12 protein-coding genes are annotated in these 16,219 nt (G+C 61.9%); 7 read left to right on the top strand and 5 right to left on the bottom strand.

The features are described 5' to 3' along the window. Positions 1–106 precede the first annotated feature (106 nt). From NJC40_RS27985 to NJC40_RS27970, 4 genes are all read left to right on the top strand, one after another. Positions 107–1,606, top strand: a complete 1,500-nt coding sequence (locus NJC40_RS27985; RefSeq protein ID WP_253142949.1) for a purine-cytosine permease family protein — start codon at positions 107–109, stop codon at positions 1,604–1,606. A gap of 64 nt (positions 1,607–1,670) precedes the next feature. Next, a complete protein-coding gene (locus NJC40_RS27980; RefSeq protein WP_253142950.1) occupies positions 1,671–3,059 on the top strand; it encodes a sodium:solute symporter family protein in 1,389 nt (462 codons plus the stop codon). Positions 3,060–3,097: 38 nt separating this feature from the next. Continuing rightward, positions 3,098–4,699, top strand: a complete 1,602-nt coding sequence (locus NJC40_RS27975) for a 5-guanidino-2-oxopentanoate decarboxylase (RefSeq protein WP_253142953.1) — start codon at positions 3,098–3,100, stop codon at positions 4,697–4,699. A 116-nt stretch (positions 4,700–4,815) separates the two neighbouring features. After that, complete coding sequence (locus tag NJC40_RS27970; RefSeq protein ID WP_253142951.1) at positions 4,816–6,240, top strand: aldehyde dehydrogenase family protein; 1,425 nt, start codon at positions 4,816–4,818, stop codon at positions 6,238–6,240. A 179-nt stretch (positions 6,241–6,419) separates the two neighbouring features. Here the strand turns inward: NJC40_RS27970 and NJC40_RS27965 are convergent, their stop codons facing one another. Both NJC40_RS27965 and NJC40_RS27960 read right to left on the bottom strand, forming a co-directional pair. Beyond that, on the bottom strand, positions 6,420–7,406 hold the full coding sequence (locus NJC40_RS27965) for an asparaginase (RefSeq protein WP_253115034.1): 987 nt from the start codon (positions 7,404–7,406) through the stop codon (positions 6,420–6,422). 182 nt (positions 7,407–7,588) lie between these two features. Next, positions 7,589–9,037, bottom strand: a complete 1,449-nt coding sequence (locus tag NJC40_RS27960) for an alanine/glycine:cation symporter family protein (protein ID WP_253142952.1) — start codon at positions 9,035–9,037, stop codon at positions 7,589–7,591. Positions 9,038–9,205: 168 nt separating this feature from the next. Between NJC40_RS27960 and NJC40_RS27955 the strand changes: the two genes are divergently transcribed. Further along, positions 9,206–10,018, top strand: a complete 813-nt coding sequence (locus NJC40_RS27955) for a helix-turn-helix domain-containing protein (RefSeq protein WP_253115036.1) — start codon at positions 9,206–9,208, stop codon at positions 10,016–10,018. 72 nt (positions 10,019–10,090) lie between these two features. Here the strand turns inward: NJC40_RS27955 and NJC40_RS27950 are convergent, their stop codons facing one another. Together NJC40_RS27950 and NJC40_RS27945 are read right to left on the bottom strand one after the other, a co-directional pair. After that, positions 10,091–11,038, bottom strand: coding sequence for an IS110 family RNA-guided transposase (locus NJC40_RS27950; protein WP_253143073.1), 948 nt, complete (start codon positions 11,036–11,038; stop codon positions 10,091–10,093). 263 nt (positions 11,039–11,301) lie between these two features. After that, entirely contained in the window at positions 11,302–11,751 is a 450-nt protein-coding gene (locus NJC40_RS27945) for an Lrp/AsnC family transcriptional regulator (protein WP_045482269.1), read from the bottom strand. 196 nt (positions 11,752–11,947) lie between these two features. On the opposite strand from NJC40_RS27945, the gene NJC40_RS27940 reads away from it, so the two are divergent. Beyond that, positions 11,948–13,078: a cysteine desulfurase family protein gene (locus NJC40_RS27940; RefSeq protein WP_045482266.1), complete on the top strand. Its 1,131-nt coding sequence runs from the start codon at positions 11,948–11,950 to the stop codon at positions 13,076–13,078. 12 nt (positions 13,079–13,090) lie between these two features. On the opposite strand, the gene NJC40_RS27935 is transcribed toward NJC40_RS27940, so the two are convergent. After that, complete coding sequence (locus tag NJC40_RS27935; RefSeq protein ID WP_253115039.1) at positions 13,091–13,999, bottom strand: MurR/RpiR family transcriptional regulator; 909 nt, start codon at positions 13,997–13,999, stop codon at positions 13,091–13,093. Positions 14,000–14,236: 237 nt separating this feature from the next. Here NJC40_RS27935 and NJC40_RS27930 point away from each other — a divergent pair, with 237 nt between their 5' ends. Continuing rightward, positions 14,237–16,174 carry a bifunctional 5-dehydro-2-deoxygluconokinase/5-dehydro-2-deoxyphosphogluconate aldolase gene (locus tag NJC40_RS27930; RefSeq protein WP_253142963.1) on the top strand — a complete coding sequence of 646 codons (1,938 nt, stop codon included), beginning with the start codon at positions 14,237–14,239 and terminating at the stop codon, positions 16,172–16,174. The last annotated feature ends 45 nt before the right edge of the window (positions 16,175–16,219 follow it).

The following is a 16,219-nucleotide window of genomic DNA, read 5'->3' as shown; positions in this document are numbered from 1 at the left end:
TACAAGAATCAGATCCAACCTTCCGCCCGGGGTTAACGGGCGGCCATAAAGGGTCAGCGTGCCTGCGCTGGCCTTACAACAACCGTGACAGGCGCTGGAGTTACCCATGAGTCATTCGACTGGTATCGAAACCTGTGGTGTCGAGCAGATCCCCGACAACCAACGCGATGCATCCCCTATTGATCTGTTCCGGCTGATCTTCGGCGGGGCCAATACCTTTTCCACGGCGGTGCTGGGCAGTTTCCCGGTGTTGTTCGGGCTGTCGTTTCAGGCCGGGGTCTGGGCGATTGTGCTGGGGGTGGCAGTCGGTGCGTTGATCCTGGCGCCGATGGGGCTGTTTGGTGCGCTCAACGGCACCAACAATGCGGTGTCGTCCGGGGCACATTTCGGCGTGCACGGGCGGATCGTCGGTTCATTCCTGTCGTTGCTCACGGCGGTGGCGTTCTTCTCGCTGTCGGTGTGGAGTTCTGGCGATGCCTTGGTCGGCGGCGCGCAGCGCTTGGTCGGCCTGCCGGAAAACGACCTGAGTCTGGGCCTGGCCTACGGGTTGTTTGCGGTGCTGGTGCTGGTGGTGTGCATCTTTGGCTTTCGCTTCATGCTGTGGGTCAACAAGATTGCGGTGTGGGCATCGAGCCTGTTGTTCTTGCTGGGCATCGCAGCCTTTGCCGGGCCGTTCGATGCGGGCTATGCCGGTAGCGTGAATCTCGGCCAGGCCGGGTTCTGGGCGGCGTTCGTTGGTGCGGCGCTGTTGGCGATGAGCAACCCGGTGTCGTTCGGCGCGTTTCTCGGTGACTGGTCGCGGTATATCCCGCGTGAAACCTCCAAAGCTCGCATCATGCTGGCCGTGCTGGCGGCCCAGGCCGGTACCTTGATTCCGTTCCTGTTCGGCCTGTGTACCGCCACGCTGGTGGCCAGCCAGGCGCCGCAGTACATCGAGGCCAATAACTATGTCGGTGGTCTGCTGGCGATTTCGCCGGGCTGGTTCTTCCTGCCGGTGTGCCTGATTGCGGTGATCGGCGGGCTGTCGACCGGAACCACGGCGCTGTACGGCACCGGCCTGGACATGTCGAGCATGTTCCCGCGGCTGCTCAGCCGCGCCGGCGCCACGCTGCTGATCGGCGTTGCGGCCATCGCCTTTATCTTCATCGGCCGGTTTGCCTTCAACCTGGTGCAGAGCGTGTCGACCTTTGCGGTGCTGATCATCACCTGCACCAGCCCGTGGATGGTGGTGATGATCCTCGGCCTGATCGCCCGGCGCGGCTTTTACCACGCCGACGACTTGCAGGTGTTCACCCGTGGCGAGCGCGGCGGCCATTACTGGTTTCACCACGGCTGGAACTGGCGCGGCCTGGGGGCGTGGTTGCCCAGCGCTGCGCTGGGCCTGTGCTTCGTCAACCTGCCGGGGCAGTTTGTCGGGCCGCTGGGCGAGCTGGCCGGTGGCATCGATATCAGCCTGCCGATCACCCTGGGGATGGCGGCGCTGCTGTACCTGACCCTGCTCAATACCTTTGCGGAACCGGCCGCTGTCTACGGCCCGGCCGGCCCGCGCTGGGTGCGCTGCAAGCAGCCCGGTGCTGCCCCGCTAAACAACGCCTCACCGGTCTGATCGCCTTGCCAATTCCGGGCGCGTGCGGGCCCGGACCCTTTCCAGATAAAACGAGAAAAAGAGCATGATCCTGGATATCTCCGTTGTCCTTTTGTACGCCCTCGGCATGCTGTTGCTGGGCTGGTACGGCATGCGCCGGGCGCGTAACCCGGAAGAGTTTCTGGTCGCCGGGCGTAACCTCGGGCCGGCCTTCTATATGGGCACCATGGCGGCCACGGTGCTCGGCGGTGCGGCCACGGTCGGCACGGTGCGGCTGGGTTATGTGCATGGCCTGTCGGGTTTCTGGCTGTGTGCGGCGTTGGGGGTGGGCATCATCGTGCTCAACCTGTTCCTCGCCCGGCCGTTGCTGAAGCTGCGGATCTCTACCGTGACCCAGATTCTGGAGCGGCGCTACACGCCCATGGCCCGTCAGGCCAGTGCGGTGATCATGTTTGCCTATGCGCTGATGATCGGCGTGGTCTCGACCCTGGCCATCGGTACTGTGCTGCAGGTGCTGTTTGCGCTGCCGTTCTGGTCGGCGCTGCTGCTCGGTGGCGGCGTGGTGGTGGTGTATTCGAGCATCGGCGGCATGTGGTCGCTGACCCTGACCGATATCGTCCAGTTCGTGATCAAGACCGTCGGCCTGATGTTCGTCCTGCTGCCGATCTGCCTGTACCGCGTCGGCGGCTGGGATGAGCTGGTGGCGCGGCTGCCGTCCAGCGCGTTCAGCCTGACCACCATCGGCTACGACACCATCATCACCTACTTTTTGATCTACTTCTTCGGCATCCTGATTGGCCAGGACATCTGGCAACGGGTGTTCACTGCCCGCAGTGAGGGCGTGGCGCGGGTGGCGGGCAGCATGGCCGGGGTTTACTGCGTGATCTACGGCCTGGTCGGTGCGCTGATCGGCATGTGCGCCAAGGTGCTGCTGCCGGAGCTGGACTCGCCGAACAACGCCTTTGCCGCGATCGTGAAAAGCGCCTTGCCTGATGGCATTCGTGGTCTGGTGATCGCGGCGGCGCTGGCGGCGATGATGTCCACTGCCAGTGCCGGCCTGCTTGCCGCCTCGACCACCATCACCGAAGACCTGCTGCCGCGCCTGCGCGGTGGGCGTGAGTCGAGCCTGGGCATGGCGCGCTTGTTCACTCTGCTGACCGGCTTGCTGATGCTGGCCATCGCCTTGATCGTCAACGACGTGATCGGCGCCCTGACCCTGGCCTATAACCTGCTGGTCGGTGGCATCCTGATCCCGATGCTGGGCGCCATTTACTGGAAACGTGCGACCACCGCCGGTGCCATCGCCAGCATGAGCCTCGGCTGCCTGGCGGCGCTGGTGTTCATGTTCAAGGACGGTCTGGAAGCCAACACGCCGATCTATTACAGCCTGAGCCTGGGGCTGGTGAGTTTTGTGCTGGTCAGTTTGCTGACCCGCCCCCGCCCTGCGGCTGAACACACTGTGCAAGCGGGCTGAGCGCGTTATCCATGTCTAATTTCAATCAGGAACCGGCCATGACCACCTGTGGAGAATTCCTCGTCAAGCAACTGCAGGCCTGGGGCGTCGATACGGTATTCGGCATCCCCGGTGTGCACACCGTTGAGCTGTATCGCGGCCTGCCGAGCAGCGGCATCCGCCACATCACCCCGCGCCATGAACAGGGCGCGGGTTTTATGGCCGACGGTTATGCGCGGGTCAGCGGCCAGCCGGGTGTGTGCTTCATCATCACCGGGCCGGGCATGACCAACATCCTTACCGCGATGGGCCAGGCCTACGCCGACTCGATTCCGATGTTGGTGATCAGCAGTGTCAACGAACGTTCGCGGCTCGGGCTGGGCAAGGGTTACCTGCACGAACTGCCCAACCAGCGGGCGATGGTCGCCGGGGTCAGTGCCTTCAGCCATACCCTGATGAGCGTTGAGGAACTGCCCGCCGTGCTGGCCCGCGCCTTTGCGGTGTTCGACAGCCAGCGGCCACGGCCGGTGCATATCGAGTTGCCGTTGGACATCATTACTGCGCCGGCCGATCACCTGGTGTTTGCGCCGCGCTGTCGGGTGCCGCGTCCGGTAGCGGAGGCGGGGGCCATCGCTGAAGCTGCCCGGCGGCTGAGCCAGGCCCAACGTCCCTTGCTGTTGCTGGGCGGCGGGTGTGTCGAGGCGGTGCAGGAGGCGGCTGAGCTGGCCACCCGGCTCGACGCGCCGACCGCGCTGACCATCAATGCCAAGGGCTTGCTGCCGGGCGATCATCCGCTGCTGCTGGGCAGCAACCAGTCGTTGGTGCCGGTGCGGCAACTGGCGCTGCACGCCGATGTGGTTCTGGCGATTGGCACCGAACTGGGTGAGACCGATTACGACGTGGTGTTCGATGGCAATTTCCGGATTGGCGGCGAGCTGATCCGCATCGACATCGACGCCGAACAACTGACCCGCAACCATGCGCCTGCTCTGGCGATTGTCGGCGACGCGCGCCAGGCGATGCAGGCGCTGTTGGCGCTATTGCCGGCACGAACGTTGAGCGCCGACAGCCCCGGCGCCCAACGTGCCGCCGAGGTGCGCGGGCAATTGGCCGAGGGTTTCAGTGGCTGGGCGCATTACCGGCGGTTGTTCGACGCTGTGCTGGAGGTGTTACCCGAAGCGCGTTTTGTCGGCGACTCGACCCAGACCGTGTACAGCGGCAATCACCTGATCGAACTGCCCGGCCCACGCCGCTGGTTCAACTCGTCCACCGGCTACGGCACTTTGGGTTACGGCCTGCCGGCAGCCATCGGCGCCAAACTGGCCGAGCCGGTGCGACCTGTGATCAGCCTGATGGGCGACGGCGGAATCCAGTTCAGCCTGCCGGAACTGGCCAGCGCCGTGGAGGCGCAGGTCGCGATCATCGTGTTGCTGTGGAATAACCAGGGTTATGGCGAGATCAAAAGCTATATGCAGTGCCGCGACATCACCCCATTGGGCGTGGATATCTATACCCCGGATTTTCTGACCATCGCCCGCGGCTTCGGCTGCGCCGCCGAACGCGCCCGCGACCCTGTGCATTTACAAACGCTGCTGCGCGAAGCACCGACTGATCGGCCGTTGATTATCGAAATTAATCAGGCACCGCCGTTTGCACCTTGATATCGGCCTGACCCTGCAGGAGCGGCCGGGCGGTGATCTGCGTTAGCGGCGAAGCCTTCGCGGCTGAAGCCGCTCCTACAGCGCGCATTCCATTTCACACTCTGGAAAGACTGACCATGCACACCCCTCATTACATCAACGGCCAGTGGCTGACCGGCGAGGGCGATGACGTCCTTGTGGTACACGACCCGGCGCTCGGTCAGCCCATCGCTGAACTGATCTCGGCCAGCGCCGCCCAGGTCGATCAGGCGGTCGCGGCTGCCCGTTTGGCCTTGCCGGGCTGGAAAGCCACGCCGGTTGCCGAGCGTGTCGCCATCCTGCGCCAGTTTGCCGGGCAACTGACTCAGCGCCGTGAAGCCTTGATCACCCTGCAAATGCGCAACAACGGCAAACCCCGGCATGAGGCCGAGGTGGATCTCGACGATGCCGTGGCGACCTTCAACTACTACGCCAACCTGATCGAAACCCAGCCCGCCGACCGCCAGGTCGAGTTGGCGGCACCGGGCTTCACTGCGCGCACCCGCCTGGAGCCGGTGGGTGTGGTGGGCCTGATCGTGCCGTGGAATTTCCCGCTGGTCACCAGCGCCTGGAAGCTCGCCCCGGCCTTGGCGGCGGGCTGCACCGTGGTGCTCAAACCGTCGGAAATCACCCCGTTGATCGAGCAGACCTACGGCCAGATCGCCGAGCAACTTGGCTTGCCCGTCGGCGTTTTGAACATCGTTACCGGCAAGGCCGCCACCGGCGCGGCGCTCAGCGAGCACCGCGGCCTCAACAAGCTGTCGTTCACCGGCAGCAACGGCGTCGGCAGCCAGGTGATGCGCAGCGCTGCGGCTTATTGCCGGCCGGTGACCCTGGAACTGGGTGGCAAGTCGGCGTTTATCGTGTTCGATGATTGCGACCCGGACCAGGCCGTCGACTGGATCGTTGCAGGGATCTGCTGGAACGCCGGGCAAATGTGTTCGGCCACCTCGCGCTTGTTGATTCAGGACGGCATTGCCGAAGCGTTGATTCCGCGCTTGCAGGCGGCCTTTGCTGCGTTGCGTGTGGGTAACCCGCTGACCGAAGACATCGACATGGGCCCGCTGACCAGCGAGGCGCAATGGCAAAAGGTTACTGAGTATCTGGCGATTGCCCGTAACGAGGGGTTGCAGTGCCTGGCCGGTGGTTCAGTGCCGCAGCGCGCCGGCTGGTTCGTCAGCCCGACGCTGTATGTCGACGTGCCAGACAGCAGCCGCCTGTGGCAGGAAGAAATCTTCGGCCCGGTGTTGTGCACCCGGCGTTTCAGCACCGAACAACAGGCCATAGCCCTGGCCAATGACAGCCGCTTCGGCCTGGTTGCCACGGTGGCCAGCGCAGACCTCGAACGTGCCGAGCGGGTCGCCGATGCGCTGGAAGTGGGGCATGTGTGGATCAACTCGGTCCAGGCGGTGTTTGTCGAAACCTCCTGGGGCGGCACCAAAGCCAGCGGCATTGGCCGCGAGCTGGGGCCGTGGGGGCTGGCAGCGTATCAGTCGGTCAAGCACGTGACCCGTTGCCTGTAGGAGATCGCCCGCCGCCTCGGCGCCGCGCTGTCGCGCAGCATGCCTTTGTGGGAGCGACCTTGGTCGCGAAGACTGCCGCACATTCGCAGTAGATGCTGTGACTTTACTGGCCTCTTCACGAGCAACCGGAGCGCCGGCCGGCTGCTCCCACCGGGGCATCGATGTAAATCAATGACCCCTCACTCGCTACGCTCGCCACACAAGTCCAGCACAAACAACTGCTCAACCTCTTTCTGCGCCAACCCCGCGCCAATCAGCGCAAACAGTTTGCCCAGCGCCGCTTCACGGGTCATGCCGCCGGCTGACACCAGACCGGCCGATGCCAGCAGGCTGCCCGCCGCGTACACGCCAAAGTCGACGTGCCCTTGCGGACACTGGCTGATAGCGGCCAGCACCACGCCTTGGGCATGCGCCTGACGCAGTACCTCGAGCAGTTCGGCGTTGTCCGAAGGCCCGGTGCCGCTGCCGTAGCATTCCAGCAGCAGGCCCTGTACGCCGCTGCCCAGCAGGGCGCGCAGGTGTTCGGCGCGCAGGCCGGGAACCAGTGGCAGGCTGAGCAGATTGACCGCTTCGCGCGGCTGGCGGTAGTCGATGCTCGCTGGCAACTCGGCCAGGTGCTCGCCCTGACGCAGACGCGGCATCACCTGGAAGGCATCGAAGGCATCGCTGCGCAGCTTGCTGACCCGGGCGCCGTGCATCAGCGCACCATTGAAATACAAGTGCACGCCCGCTGGCACACCGTCGTGCAGGGCTTGCAGGGCACCGAACAGGTTGGGCCAGGCATCGCTGTTGTCAGCGCCGGCCGGCAGCATCGAGCCGGTCAGTACCACTGGCACTGGCAGGCCCAGCAGCAGGAAACTCAGCGCCGCTGCGCTGTAGGCCAGGGTATCGGTGCCATGCAGCACCAGCACGCCGTCGCACCCTTGTTCTACGCCCTGCTGGATCGCCGCGACCATCGCCAGCCAGTTGCTCTGACTCATGTTGGCGCTGTCGATCAGCGGTAGCAGCTCGCGGAAGGTCCACGCGGGCACTTGTTGCGGTTGCTCAGCCTGCTGGGCACGCAGGCGTGCTTCAAAACCGGAAGCCGGGGCCAGGCCGTCGGCGCTCATCTGCATGCCAATCGTGCCACCGGTATAGAGCACGAGAAGGTTTTGCACGGCGGGCATAACGATTTCCTTATTAGAGTTAGGGATTTGGAAACGGGCAGGATAGCGCCGATTGCCTTGTGAGGCAGGCGGCAAATCCGGTTTCCTGAAAATTAGCGTGCCGCTTTGCTCAGGCGGAGCAGAAGCGGCAGCAAGAAGGGGGCCAGCGAACGGCAGCGAATGTGCCGTTCGCTCAGCGAGACTCAGCGTTGAGTCTGCAAGCCTTCAGCGGTGGCAGTAGCTTGCACGCTGTCGGCGGCCTTGACCGCAGGCCACGAAGCGCGGTCCAGGTCCAGGTCGGTGAACTTCGAACCGTCGAACACGGGTTGCTCGATACCGGCCTTGCGCTGCTCGTCGTAGTCTTTCATCACCCGCAGGCCGATTTTGATCAGCATGGCCAGGGCGGTCAGGTTGACGAATGCCAGGCAGGTCATGGTGATGTCGGCGAAGGCGAACACGGTGCCCAGGTTCTGCATCGAACCCCAGCAGATCAGCGCCAGTACCATGCCACGGTAGGTCAGCAGGGCGACCTTACTGCGGCCGAACATGAACTGCAGGGCGTTTTCACCGAGGTAGTAGTTGTAGAGGATGCAGGTGAACACGAACAGGCTCAGCGCGACGCTGATGAACGTGCGACCCCACTCACCTACCACCGCGGCCAGCGAGTTTTGCGCCAGGACGATGCCGTCGCCGCTATAGCCCACGTCGTAGATGCCCGACAGCAGAATCAGCAGCGCGGTGCAGGTGCAGATCACGAAGGTGTCGAGGAACACGCTGAACGCTTGAACCACACCCTGTGCAGCCGGGTGCTTGACCGAGGCTACGGCCGCCACGTTCGGGGCGCTGCCCAGACCGGCTTCGTTGGCGAACACGCCGCGCTTGACACCCATTACGATGGCGCTGCCGATCAGGCCGCCGAACACCGGGTCCAGACCGAAGGCGCTCTTGACGATGGTCATCAGCATGGCCGGTACGTGTTCGATCTGGATGGCGATGACGTAGATGGTCACCGCGATGTAGATCAGGGTTTTGACTGGCACCAACAGGTCAGAGACCGCAGCAATACGCTTGATGCCGCCGAGGAATACCAGCGCCAGCAGCACGGCCAGGGCGATACCGCTGTACTGGACCGGGATGTCGAAGGCGTTTTGCAGCGAGTGGGTCACGGTGTACGACTGCAGGCCGTTGAACGCCAGGCCGTAGGTGACCAGCAGCAGGACCGCAAAGGTCATGGCCATCCAGCGCAGCTTCAGGCCGTGCTGAATGTAGTAGGCCGGGCCGCCACGGTACAGGCCGTCACCGTCGCTGCGCTTGTAGACCTGGGCCAGGGTACATTCGAAGTAACTGCTCGACATGCCGACCAGTGCGGTGACCCACATCCAGAACACGGCGCCTGGGCCACCGAGGGTGACCGCGATGCCGACACCGGCGATGTTACCGGCGCCAACGCGGCCGGCGAGGCTGAGCATCAATGCTTGAAACGAGCTGAGCTGCCCGCCGCTGCTGCGCAGCGATTCCTTGAACACGCTGAACATGTGGATGAAGTGGCGGAACTGGACGAAGCGCGAGCGCAGGGTGAAGTAGCTACCCAGACCGACGATAAGCACGATCAACACCTTCCCGGACAGGAAGTCGTTCAGTACTTCGAGCATGATGAGAATCCTCGATTCTTCTTGTGATTGTTGGCACGCCAAGGCGACGCGTTATGCGGTGGCTGATTTTTGAGCAAGACATTTGCCGAAACAATTTCGCGGGTCGATCCGATATGGCGCTACTTGATGCTATATTGGCGCCAGTCGCGTCATCTGAGCCGTCTATCCATGTCCAGTCATCTTGGTGAAAACCTGCGCCTGTTGTGCAGCCACTACCGCTCTATTGCGCAGGTCTGCCGCAAGCTTGGCCTCAACCGTGCGCAGTTCAACCGCTACCTGTCCGGCGAAAGCCAGCCGACGGCCTACAACCTGAAAAAGATCGGTGATTTTTTCGGCGTCGAGACCTATGAGCTTGGCCTGCCGGGCGAGCAGTTCGCCCGCCTGATCGGCGCACGCGGCAACCATGTGGGGGCGCCGGCGCAGCAAGATGCGCTACAGACCTTGCTCCAGCCCCTGCGCGATCACTCCGGCGACCTGACCCGCTACTGCGGTTACTACTTCGAATACGCCAACTGCATGTCAGTGCCAGGCACCATCCTGCTGTCACTGGTGCACATGCGCGAAGAGGGCGGGGTGTTCATGTTCGAACGCCAGGAGCGCCAGGTGCTGTCCAATGGCGGGCAAGTCGAAGAGTCGGCGCGCTGCCGCTATCTGGGCGCGGCCTTCCAGTTGCAAGACCGGTTGTTTTTGATCGACTACGAGTCTCTGACCTTCAACGAAGTCAGCCAGACCATCCTGATCCCCAGCTTCAAAAGCCGCATCACCCGCCTCAACGGCCTGAAAACCGGCGTCTCCAGCGGCGACCGCCGCACCCCGGCCTGCACCCGCGTGGTCTGGGAGTTTCTCGGCACCGAGATCAACCGCATCAGCGCCTACCGGCAAGTGATGCTGTATGCGCCTGATGACCCACGCATCGATCCAGAGATCCGCCAGATACTGGCGCATGCGCCGGTGAGGGATGGGTTGTTTGAGGTGGAGTGAGGCTGATTAGTCAAGCCATCTTGCGGTCTGGCTGGGTCTCGGTGGGAGATTCTATGGTTTTAGGGAAGCCCATTAGCTGACTTTTGGTCGGTATTCGTCCTGCCCCTTCAGCAGGGCGAATATGACGCGTGCAAGCTTGCGAGCGAGCATCACTAATGCCTGAGTCTTACGAAAACCTCGGCTTATGTAGCTCTCATAAAGCTCTTTCCAGGCAGCGGTACGGCGGGCCGACATCGCAGCGGTATGCAGTATACGTCGCGCTTCAGGGTCGCCGCGCTTGGACAAACTACGGCGGCCATCTTTCTGACCTGACTTGGACACTCTCAAATCCAGTCCTAAAAATGCAATGAAAGCATCTGAGTTTCTGAAGTCTCCTCGCTGAAAGGCAGTCAACAGACGTGCGCCTGTTAGAAAACCGACACCTTCAACTTTAAGACACCTGTTCAATTGCCCGATCAGGCCAGCTTCTTTGATCTGCTCGTTAATCGTCTTTTCAATAAGTACTTCCAAGCGCTCCATCGCCTTCAGTTGCCCAGTTATCGCCGTCTTGAGCAGAGGCTCATTCGCCCAGCTCTGCTTCAGGCTTACTCGGGCTTGCACGACTGCAGCACGTCGACGGAATAGGCTGACAAGTCGACGGTAGAGCCCTCCGGGCGGGCTCCAAGGGCGGAGCTCCTCGCTTTCATTCTTGAGGTAACGAGCCAGCAGCCTGGCATCCAGCGCATCAGTCTTGGCTCTGATGTTGACGCCCTTTCGGTAGTGGCTCAGCTCGTAACCGCCAACCAGATAAATCACGCAGTCGAACTTATGAGCAAGATCGGCAAACATCAGGTGATAAATATTGGTGGCTTCGATAGCAATAGCAACTTTTCCAGGTAACGCTTTCAACCACTTCTTGATGGCTATCTTATTGTTAGGCAGGGTCTCCAGCTTGTCGGACTCAGCGTGGTAAATCACCAGCTCATCTTTGGCGACATCTACACCTACGATCGGCAGTGAGACAGGAACTGGCATTGCCATTGGGCATCCTCCGGGATATGGTTTTAGGACTTGAAGGGCCACCCAGAGGCGCAGGCTTGTCTCTTTCGTCGGCTGCGAGCCTGAAGCATTCTTTATCGGCGCTTGGGTGAAAGGAGGAGGGGCGAAATCTCCCACGGTCTGTACTGCGTCAACAGTCAGAAGTTGGCTTAGTCCCTCCTCCTCCCTTCAAGATCTACCATACAAGTTGGCTCAGCCGACGAATGCAGCGCATCGCGCTGCCAGCCAGTCTGACCACCTGAGCGCTATAACGGCAACGACGTCGTCGATTTGATCTGCTCCATCGCGAAGCTGGAGCTGATGTCGGTAATGCCCGGTATCTGGATCAGCTGTTTGTACACCACGTCGTACCCCGCGATATCCGGCACCACCAGCCGCAGCAGGTAATCCGTCACGCCGGCCATGCGGTACAGCTCGACCACTTCCCTGATTTCGCTGACCCGCCGGTGGAAGGTCTCCAGCCATTCCAGATCGTGGCGGCTGGTGCGCACGAAGGCGAATACCGTGACCGGTACGCCGACTTGCTTGGGGCTCAGCAGCGCCACGCGCTTGAGGATCACGCCGGTTTCTTCCAGCTTCTGGATGCGTCGCCAGCAGGCGGTATTGCTCAGCCCGACCCGCTCGGCGATGTTGGCCAGGGCGATGGTGCAGTCCTGTTGCAGCAGTTCCAGAATCGCTTTATCGAATTTATCCACTCAGTCACCTTCAGGTGTCGCTTGGCCTGGATTTACCCATCAAGCCCGGTTGTGGAATTCTATTTCTTTTTATTGTATTTAACCGGAATAAGTTTCTATAAAAGGTCAATTCCGTTCTTTATTTATCAATCGGTTTTCCTGGGTTCGGCTCTATCATTTTTCCATCCTTCACCGACCCGGTTATCCGTGAACGCCCATGTCTGAACTCTATTTCGATTACGCCGCTACCACCCCCATCGATGATCGTGTCGTCACTGACATGCTGGCCTACATGGGCCAGCGCGCGGTTTTTGGTAACCCCGCTTCCAGTTCTCATCAACATGGTCTGCAGGCGCGCCTGGCCGTGGAGCAGGCGCGCCAACAGGTGGCGGCGTTGATCGGCGCCAAGCCTGAGCAGATGGTCTGGACTTCCGGCGCGACCGAATCCAACAACCTGGCGCTCAAAGGTGTCTGCGCGATGGCGCCCGAAGGGCGGCGTCATCTGATCAGCAGTTGCATCGAGCACAAGGCGGTGATCGACAGCGTCAGGCAGTTGGAGCAGCAGGGCCATGAAGTGACCTGGCTCAAGCCCGGCAGCGATGGTCTGATTCACCCGCAGATGGTCGCTGATGCGTTGCGTGAAGACACGCTGTTGGTGTCACTGATGCTGGTCAACAACGAGCTGGGCACCCTGACTGATGTTCAGCGCATCGGCCAGATCGTGCGTGCGCATGGCGCGCTGTTGCATGTCGATGCGGCGCAGGCGACCGGCAAGGTGGCCATCGACCTGGCCAGCCTGGCGGTGGACCTGATGTCCATTTCGGCGCACAAGACCTATGGCCCCAAGGGCATTGGTGCTCTATATGTCGGCGAGCGTGCCCGTGGTGTGTTGGAGGCGCAGATTCATGGCGGCGGGCATGAGCAGGGGCTGCGCTCCGGCACCCTGGCCACCCACCAGATCGTCGGTATGGGCCGTGCCTATGCCTTGGCGGCTGAAGAAATGCATTCGGAGTTCGAGCGTATTGAGCGGCTGTCAGCGCGGCTGAGCGAAGTGCTGCTGACCCTGCCAGGGGTGCGTCTGAACGGTGACCCGGTGCAGCGTATTCCGCATACCCTGAACGTCAGCATCGAGCGCTTTGCCTTCAGCCCTGCGGCCTTTACCGGCCAGATCGCCCTGTCTTCGACCTCGGCGTGCAACTCGGCCAGCAATGCGCCTTCGCATGTGCTGCTGGCGCTGGGCCTCAACCCCATGCAGGCCGGTCAGTCGATGCGCATCAGCCTGGGACGCTTTACCACCGATGAGGATGTGGATCAGGCCATTGAGGTGGTGCTTCAGCGTTTGGGCTGACGAACACCCCCCTCAGTCATCCTCATCCAGATTCAGCTGGATCTCGTCCAGCTTCAACTCCAGGCGATAACCCACGGCCAGGAACAGCGCCTGGCACAGGCACAGGGTGGCGCTGAGTGAGCGAAAGGCGAAGGCGCTGCCTTCACTGACCAGCAGCAACGAGCTGGCCCGTTTGGCCAGCGGTGACAGGGTGCTGTCGGTGATGATCAGCGTGTCGGCCTGGTTGTGCTGGGCGATGCGCACGCACTGCTGGCTTTCCTTGCCGTAGGGGCTGAAGCTGATGGCGACCAGCAGGTCGCCGGCGCGGATGCTGCGCATTTGCTCGCGGTAGCCGCCGCCGATACCGCTGACTAGATGGATGCGTTTGTTGGTGTGCTGCAGGTTGTACACCAGATAGTCGGCCACGGCGAAAGAGCGGCGCACACCCACCACATAGATATTGTCAGCATTGACCAGCAGGTCTACGGCTTTCTCGAAGGCCTTGTCGTCCAGATCCTCACTCAGCCGGTCCAGGCCTGAGCGGGTCGCGTTGATGCACTCGCGCGCCAGATCGGCGCTGGCTGCGCGCTGGCTCTTGTTGGCGATCATGCTGCGGATGCGCTGCTGGTAGTTCTGCACCGGCGTGGTCTTGTGCGTATAGGCTTCGCGAAACAGCGCCTGCATCTCGCTGAAGCCCTTGAAACCGAAGCGCTGAGAAAACCGCACGATGGCCGAAGGGTGGACTTCGCATTGCTGGGCGATATCGCTGATGCGATCGACCATCACCCGGTCGCTCTGCTGGCTGATATAACCGGCCACGCGCTTGAGTTGGCGCGGCAACGCTTCGTAGTCCTCGGTAATCAGCTGCAGCAACTGCTCGACGGTGGAAGGGGCTTCCGGCGTCTGGCCGCTGGTGGGCGATTCGGACGAAGCGATTGGCATACGGGACCTCAATCATCTTGTTTTGAAACGGCACGTTACAGCATTCATTGGCTGGCGTCGAAAGCTGCACGTTGACTGGCAGGGTAGCGGATGCTGAGTGGAAATAAAATTCCATATTGTGTTTTGTGGAAAATTTATTGATTATTTATTGGCGGCGTTCTAGCCTGAACGCAACTGGAGCCAGCCCCGTTGATGGGCCGCGTTCCATGGCTGAATAACAATAAACAGGAGCCATCGATGGGTGACATTTCCTTTTCATCAGGCCGCCAGCTGGATGTGATCTGTCTGGGTCGATTGGGTGTGGATCTCTACGCGCAGCAAGTCGGTGCGCGCCTTGAAGATGTCAGTAGCTTTGCCAAGTACCTGGGCGGATCCTCTGCCAACATAGCGTTCGGTACGGCGCGTCTGGGATTGAAGTCAGCGATGCTGACCCGCGTGGGTGATGACCATATGGGCCGCTTCCTGACCGAGTCACTGCGCAGCGAGGGCTGTGATACCCGTGGTATCAAGGTCGATTCCCAGCGGCTGACCGCCATGGTGCTGCTGGGCATCAAAGATCGTGAGACCTTTCCGCTGGTGTTCTACCGCGAGAACTGCGCCGATATGGCACTGGTCGAGGAAGATGTCGACGAAGCCTTTATAGCCAGCAGTAAATCGTTGCTGATCACCGGCACCCATTTCTCGACCCCAGGCGTGTTCAAGGCCAGCAGCAAGGCGCTGGACTACGCCGAGAAACACAACGTCAAACGCGTCCTCGATATCGACTACCGGCCGGTGCTCTGGGGCCTGACCGGTAAGGCCGACGGCGAAACACGCTTTATCGCCAGCGCCGAGGTCAGCGCCCATGTGCAGAAGATCCTGCCGCGCTTCGATTTGATCGTGGGTACTGAAGAAGAATTCCAGATCGCCGGGGGCAGCGAAGACCTGCTCGACGCACTGCGTCGGGTACGTGAAATTACTGCCGCAACCCTGGTGGTCAAGCTCGGTGCGCAAGGCTGTACGGTGATCCACGGGGCGATTCCGGCGTGCCTTGAGGATGGCGAGATTCACCGGGGCGTGCGCGTCGAAGTGCTCAATGTGCTGGGTGCCGGCGATGCCTTTATGTCTGGCTTCCTGCGCGGCTGGCTCAGCGGCGACGACGATGCGCGCTGCTGCCAGCTGGCCAACGCTTGCGGCGCCCTGGTGGTCTCGCGCCATGCCTGTGCACCGGCGATGCCGAGCCTTGCCGAACTGGACTATCTCTTCAACAGCCCGGTGCCGATTGTCCGCCCTGATCTGGACCCTGTGCTCAACCGCCTGCACCGGGTCAGCGTGCCGCGTCGCAGCTGGAATCCGCTGTTTATCTTTGCCTTCGACCACCGTTTCCAGTTGGTCGAAAGTGCCCAGCAGGCCGGCGCCGATCCGGCCCGGATACCACAGCTCAAGCAGTTGTTCGTGCAGGCCATAGAGCAGGTCGAACGCAGCCTGGCCGCCCAGGGTGTGGTGGCAGATGTCGGTCTGTTGGCCGATGAACGTTTCGGCCAGGATGCGCTCAATGCCGCCACCGGTCGCGGCTGGTGGCTGGCCCGTCCGGTCGAGCTGCAGAACTCGCGGCCGCTGGCGTTTGAGCATGGCCGCTCGATTGGCAGCAACCTGGTCAAGTGGCCAGGTGAGCAGATCATCAAGTGCCTGGTGCAATTTCACCCGGACGATGAGCCGCTGCTGCGGCTGGAGCAGGAAGCCCAGCTCAAGGGGCTTTATGACGCCGCGCAGATCAGCGGCCACGAACTGCTGCTGGAAGTGATCCCGGCGAAGAACCATGCTTCGACCCGCCCCGACGTGTTGTATCGGGCGATCAAGCGGCTGTACAACATCGGCATCTACCCGGACTGGTGGAAGATCGAAACGCAGCCCGGATCGGTATGGCGTCAGCTCGACGAGCTGATCACCGCCCGTGATCCGTATTGCCGTGGCGTCGTATTGCTCGGGCTCAATGCACCGGTTGAAGCGCTCGCCGAAGGCTTTCGCCAGGCGGCGAACAGCCAGGTCTGCCGCGGATTTGCGGTGGGCCGGACGATCTTCCAGCAGCCTGCCCGGGCCTGGCTGGCCGGTGAGATCGATGACGCCGAGGTGGTGTCCAGGGTGCGTGAGACCTTCGAATTTCTGATCCGCTCCTGGCGCGACGCACGCGCCTGAGATGTGCCTGCATTGCACCGTCGATAACTCAACAATAAACAGGTG

It is taken from the genome of Pseudomonas sp. 21LCFQ02 (assembly GCF_024129895.2).
GTDB lineage: Bacteria > Pseudomonadota > Gammaproteobacteria > Pseudomonadales > Pseudomonadaceae > Aquipseudomonas.
Note: the sequence above shows the minus strand (reverse complement) of the source record. Positions and strands in the feature narration are given on the sequence as shown.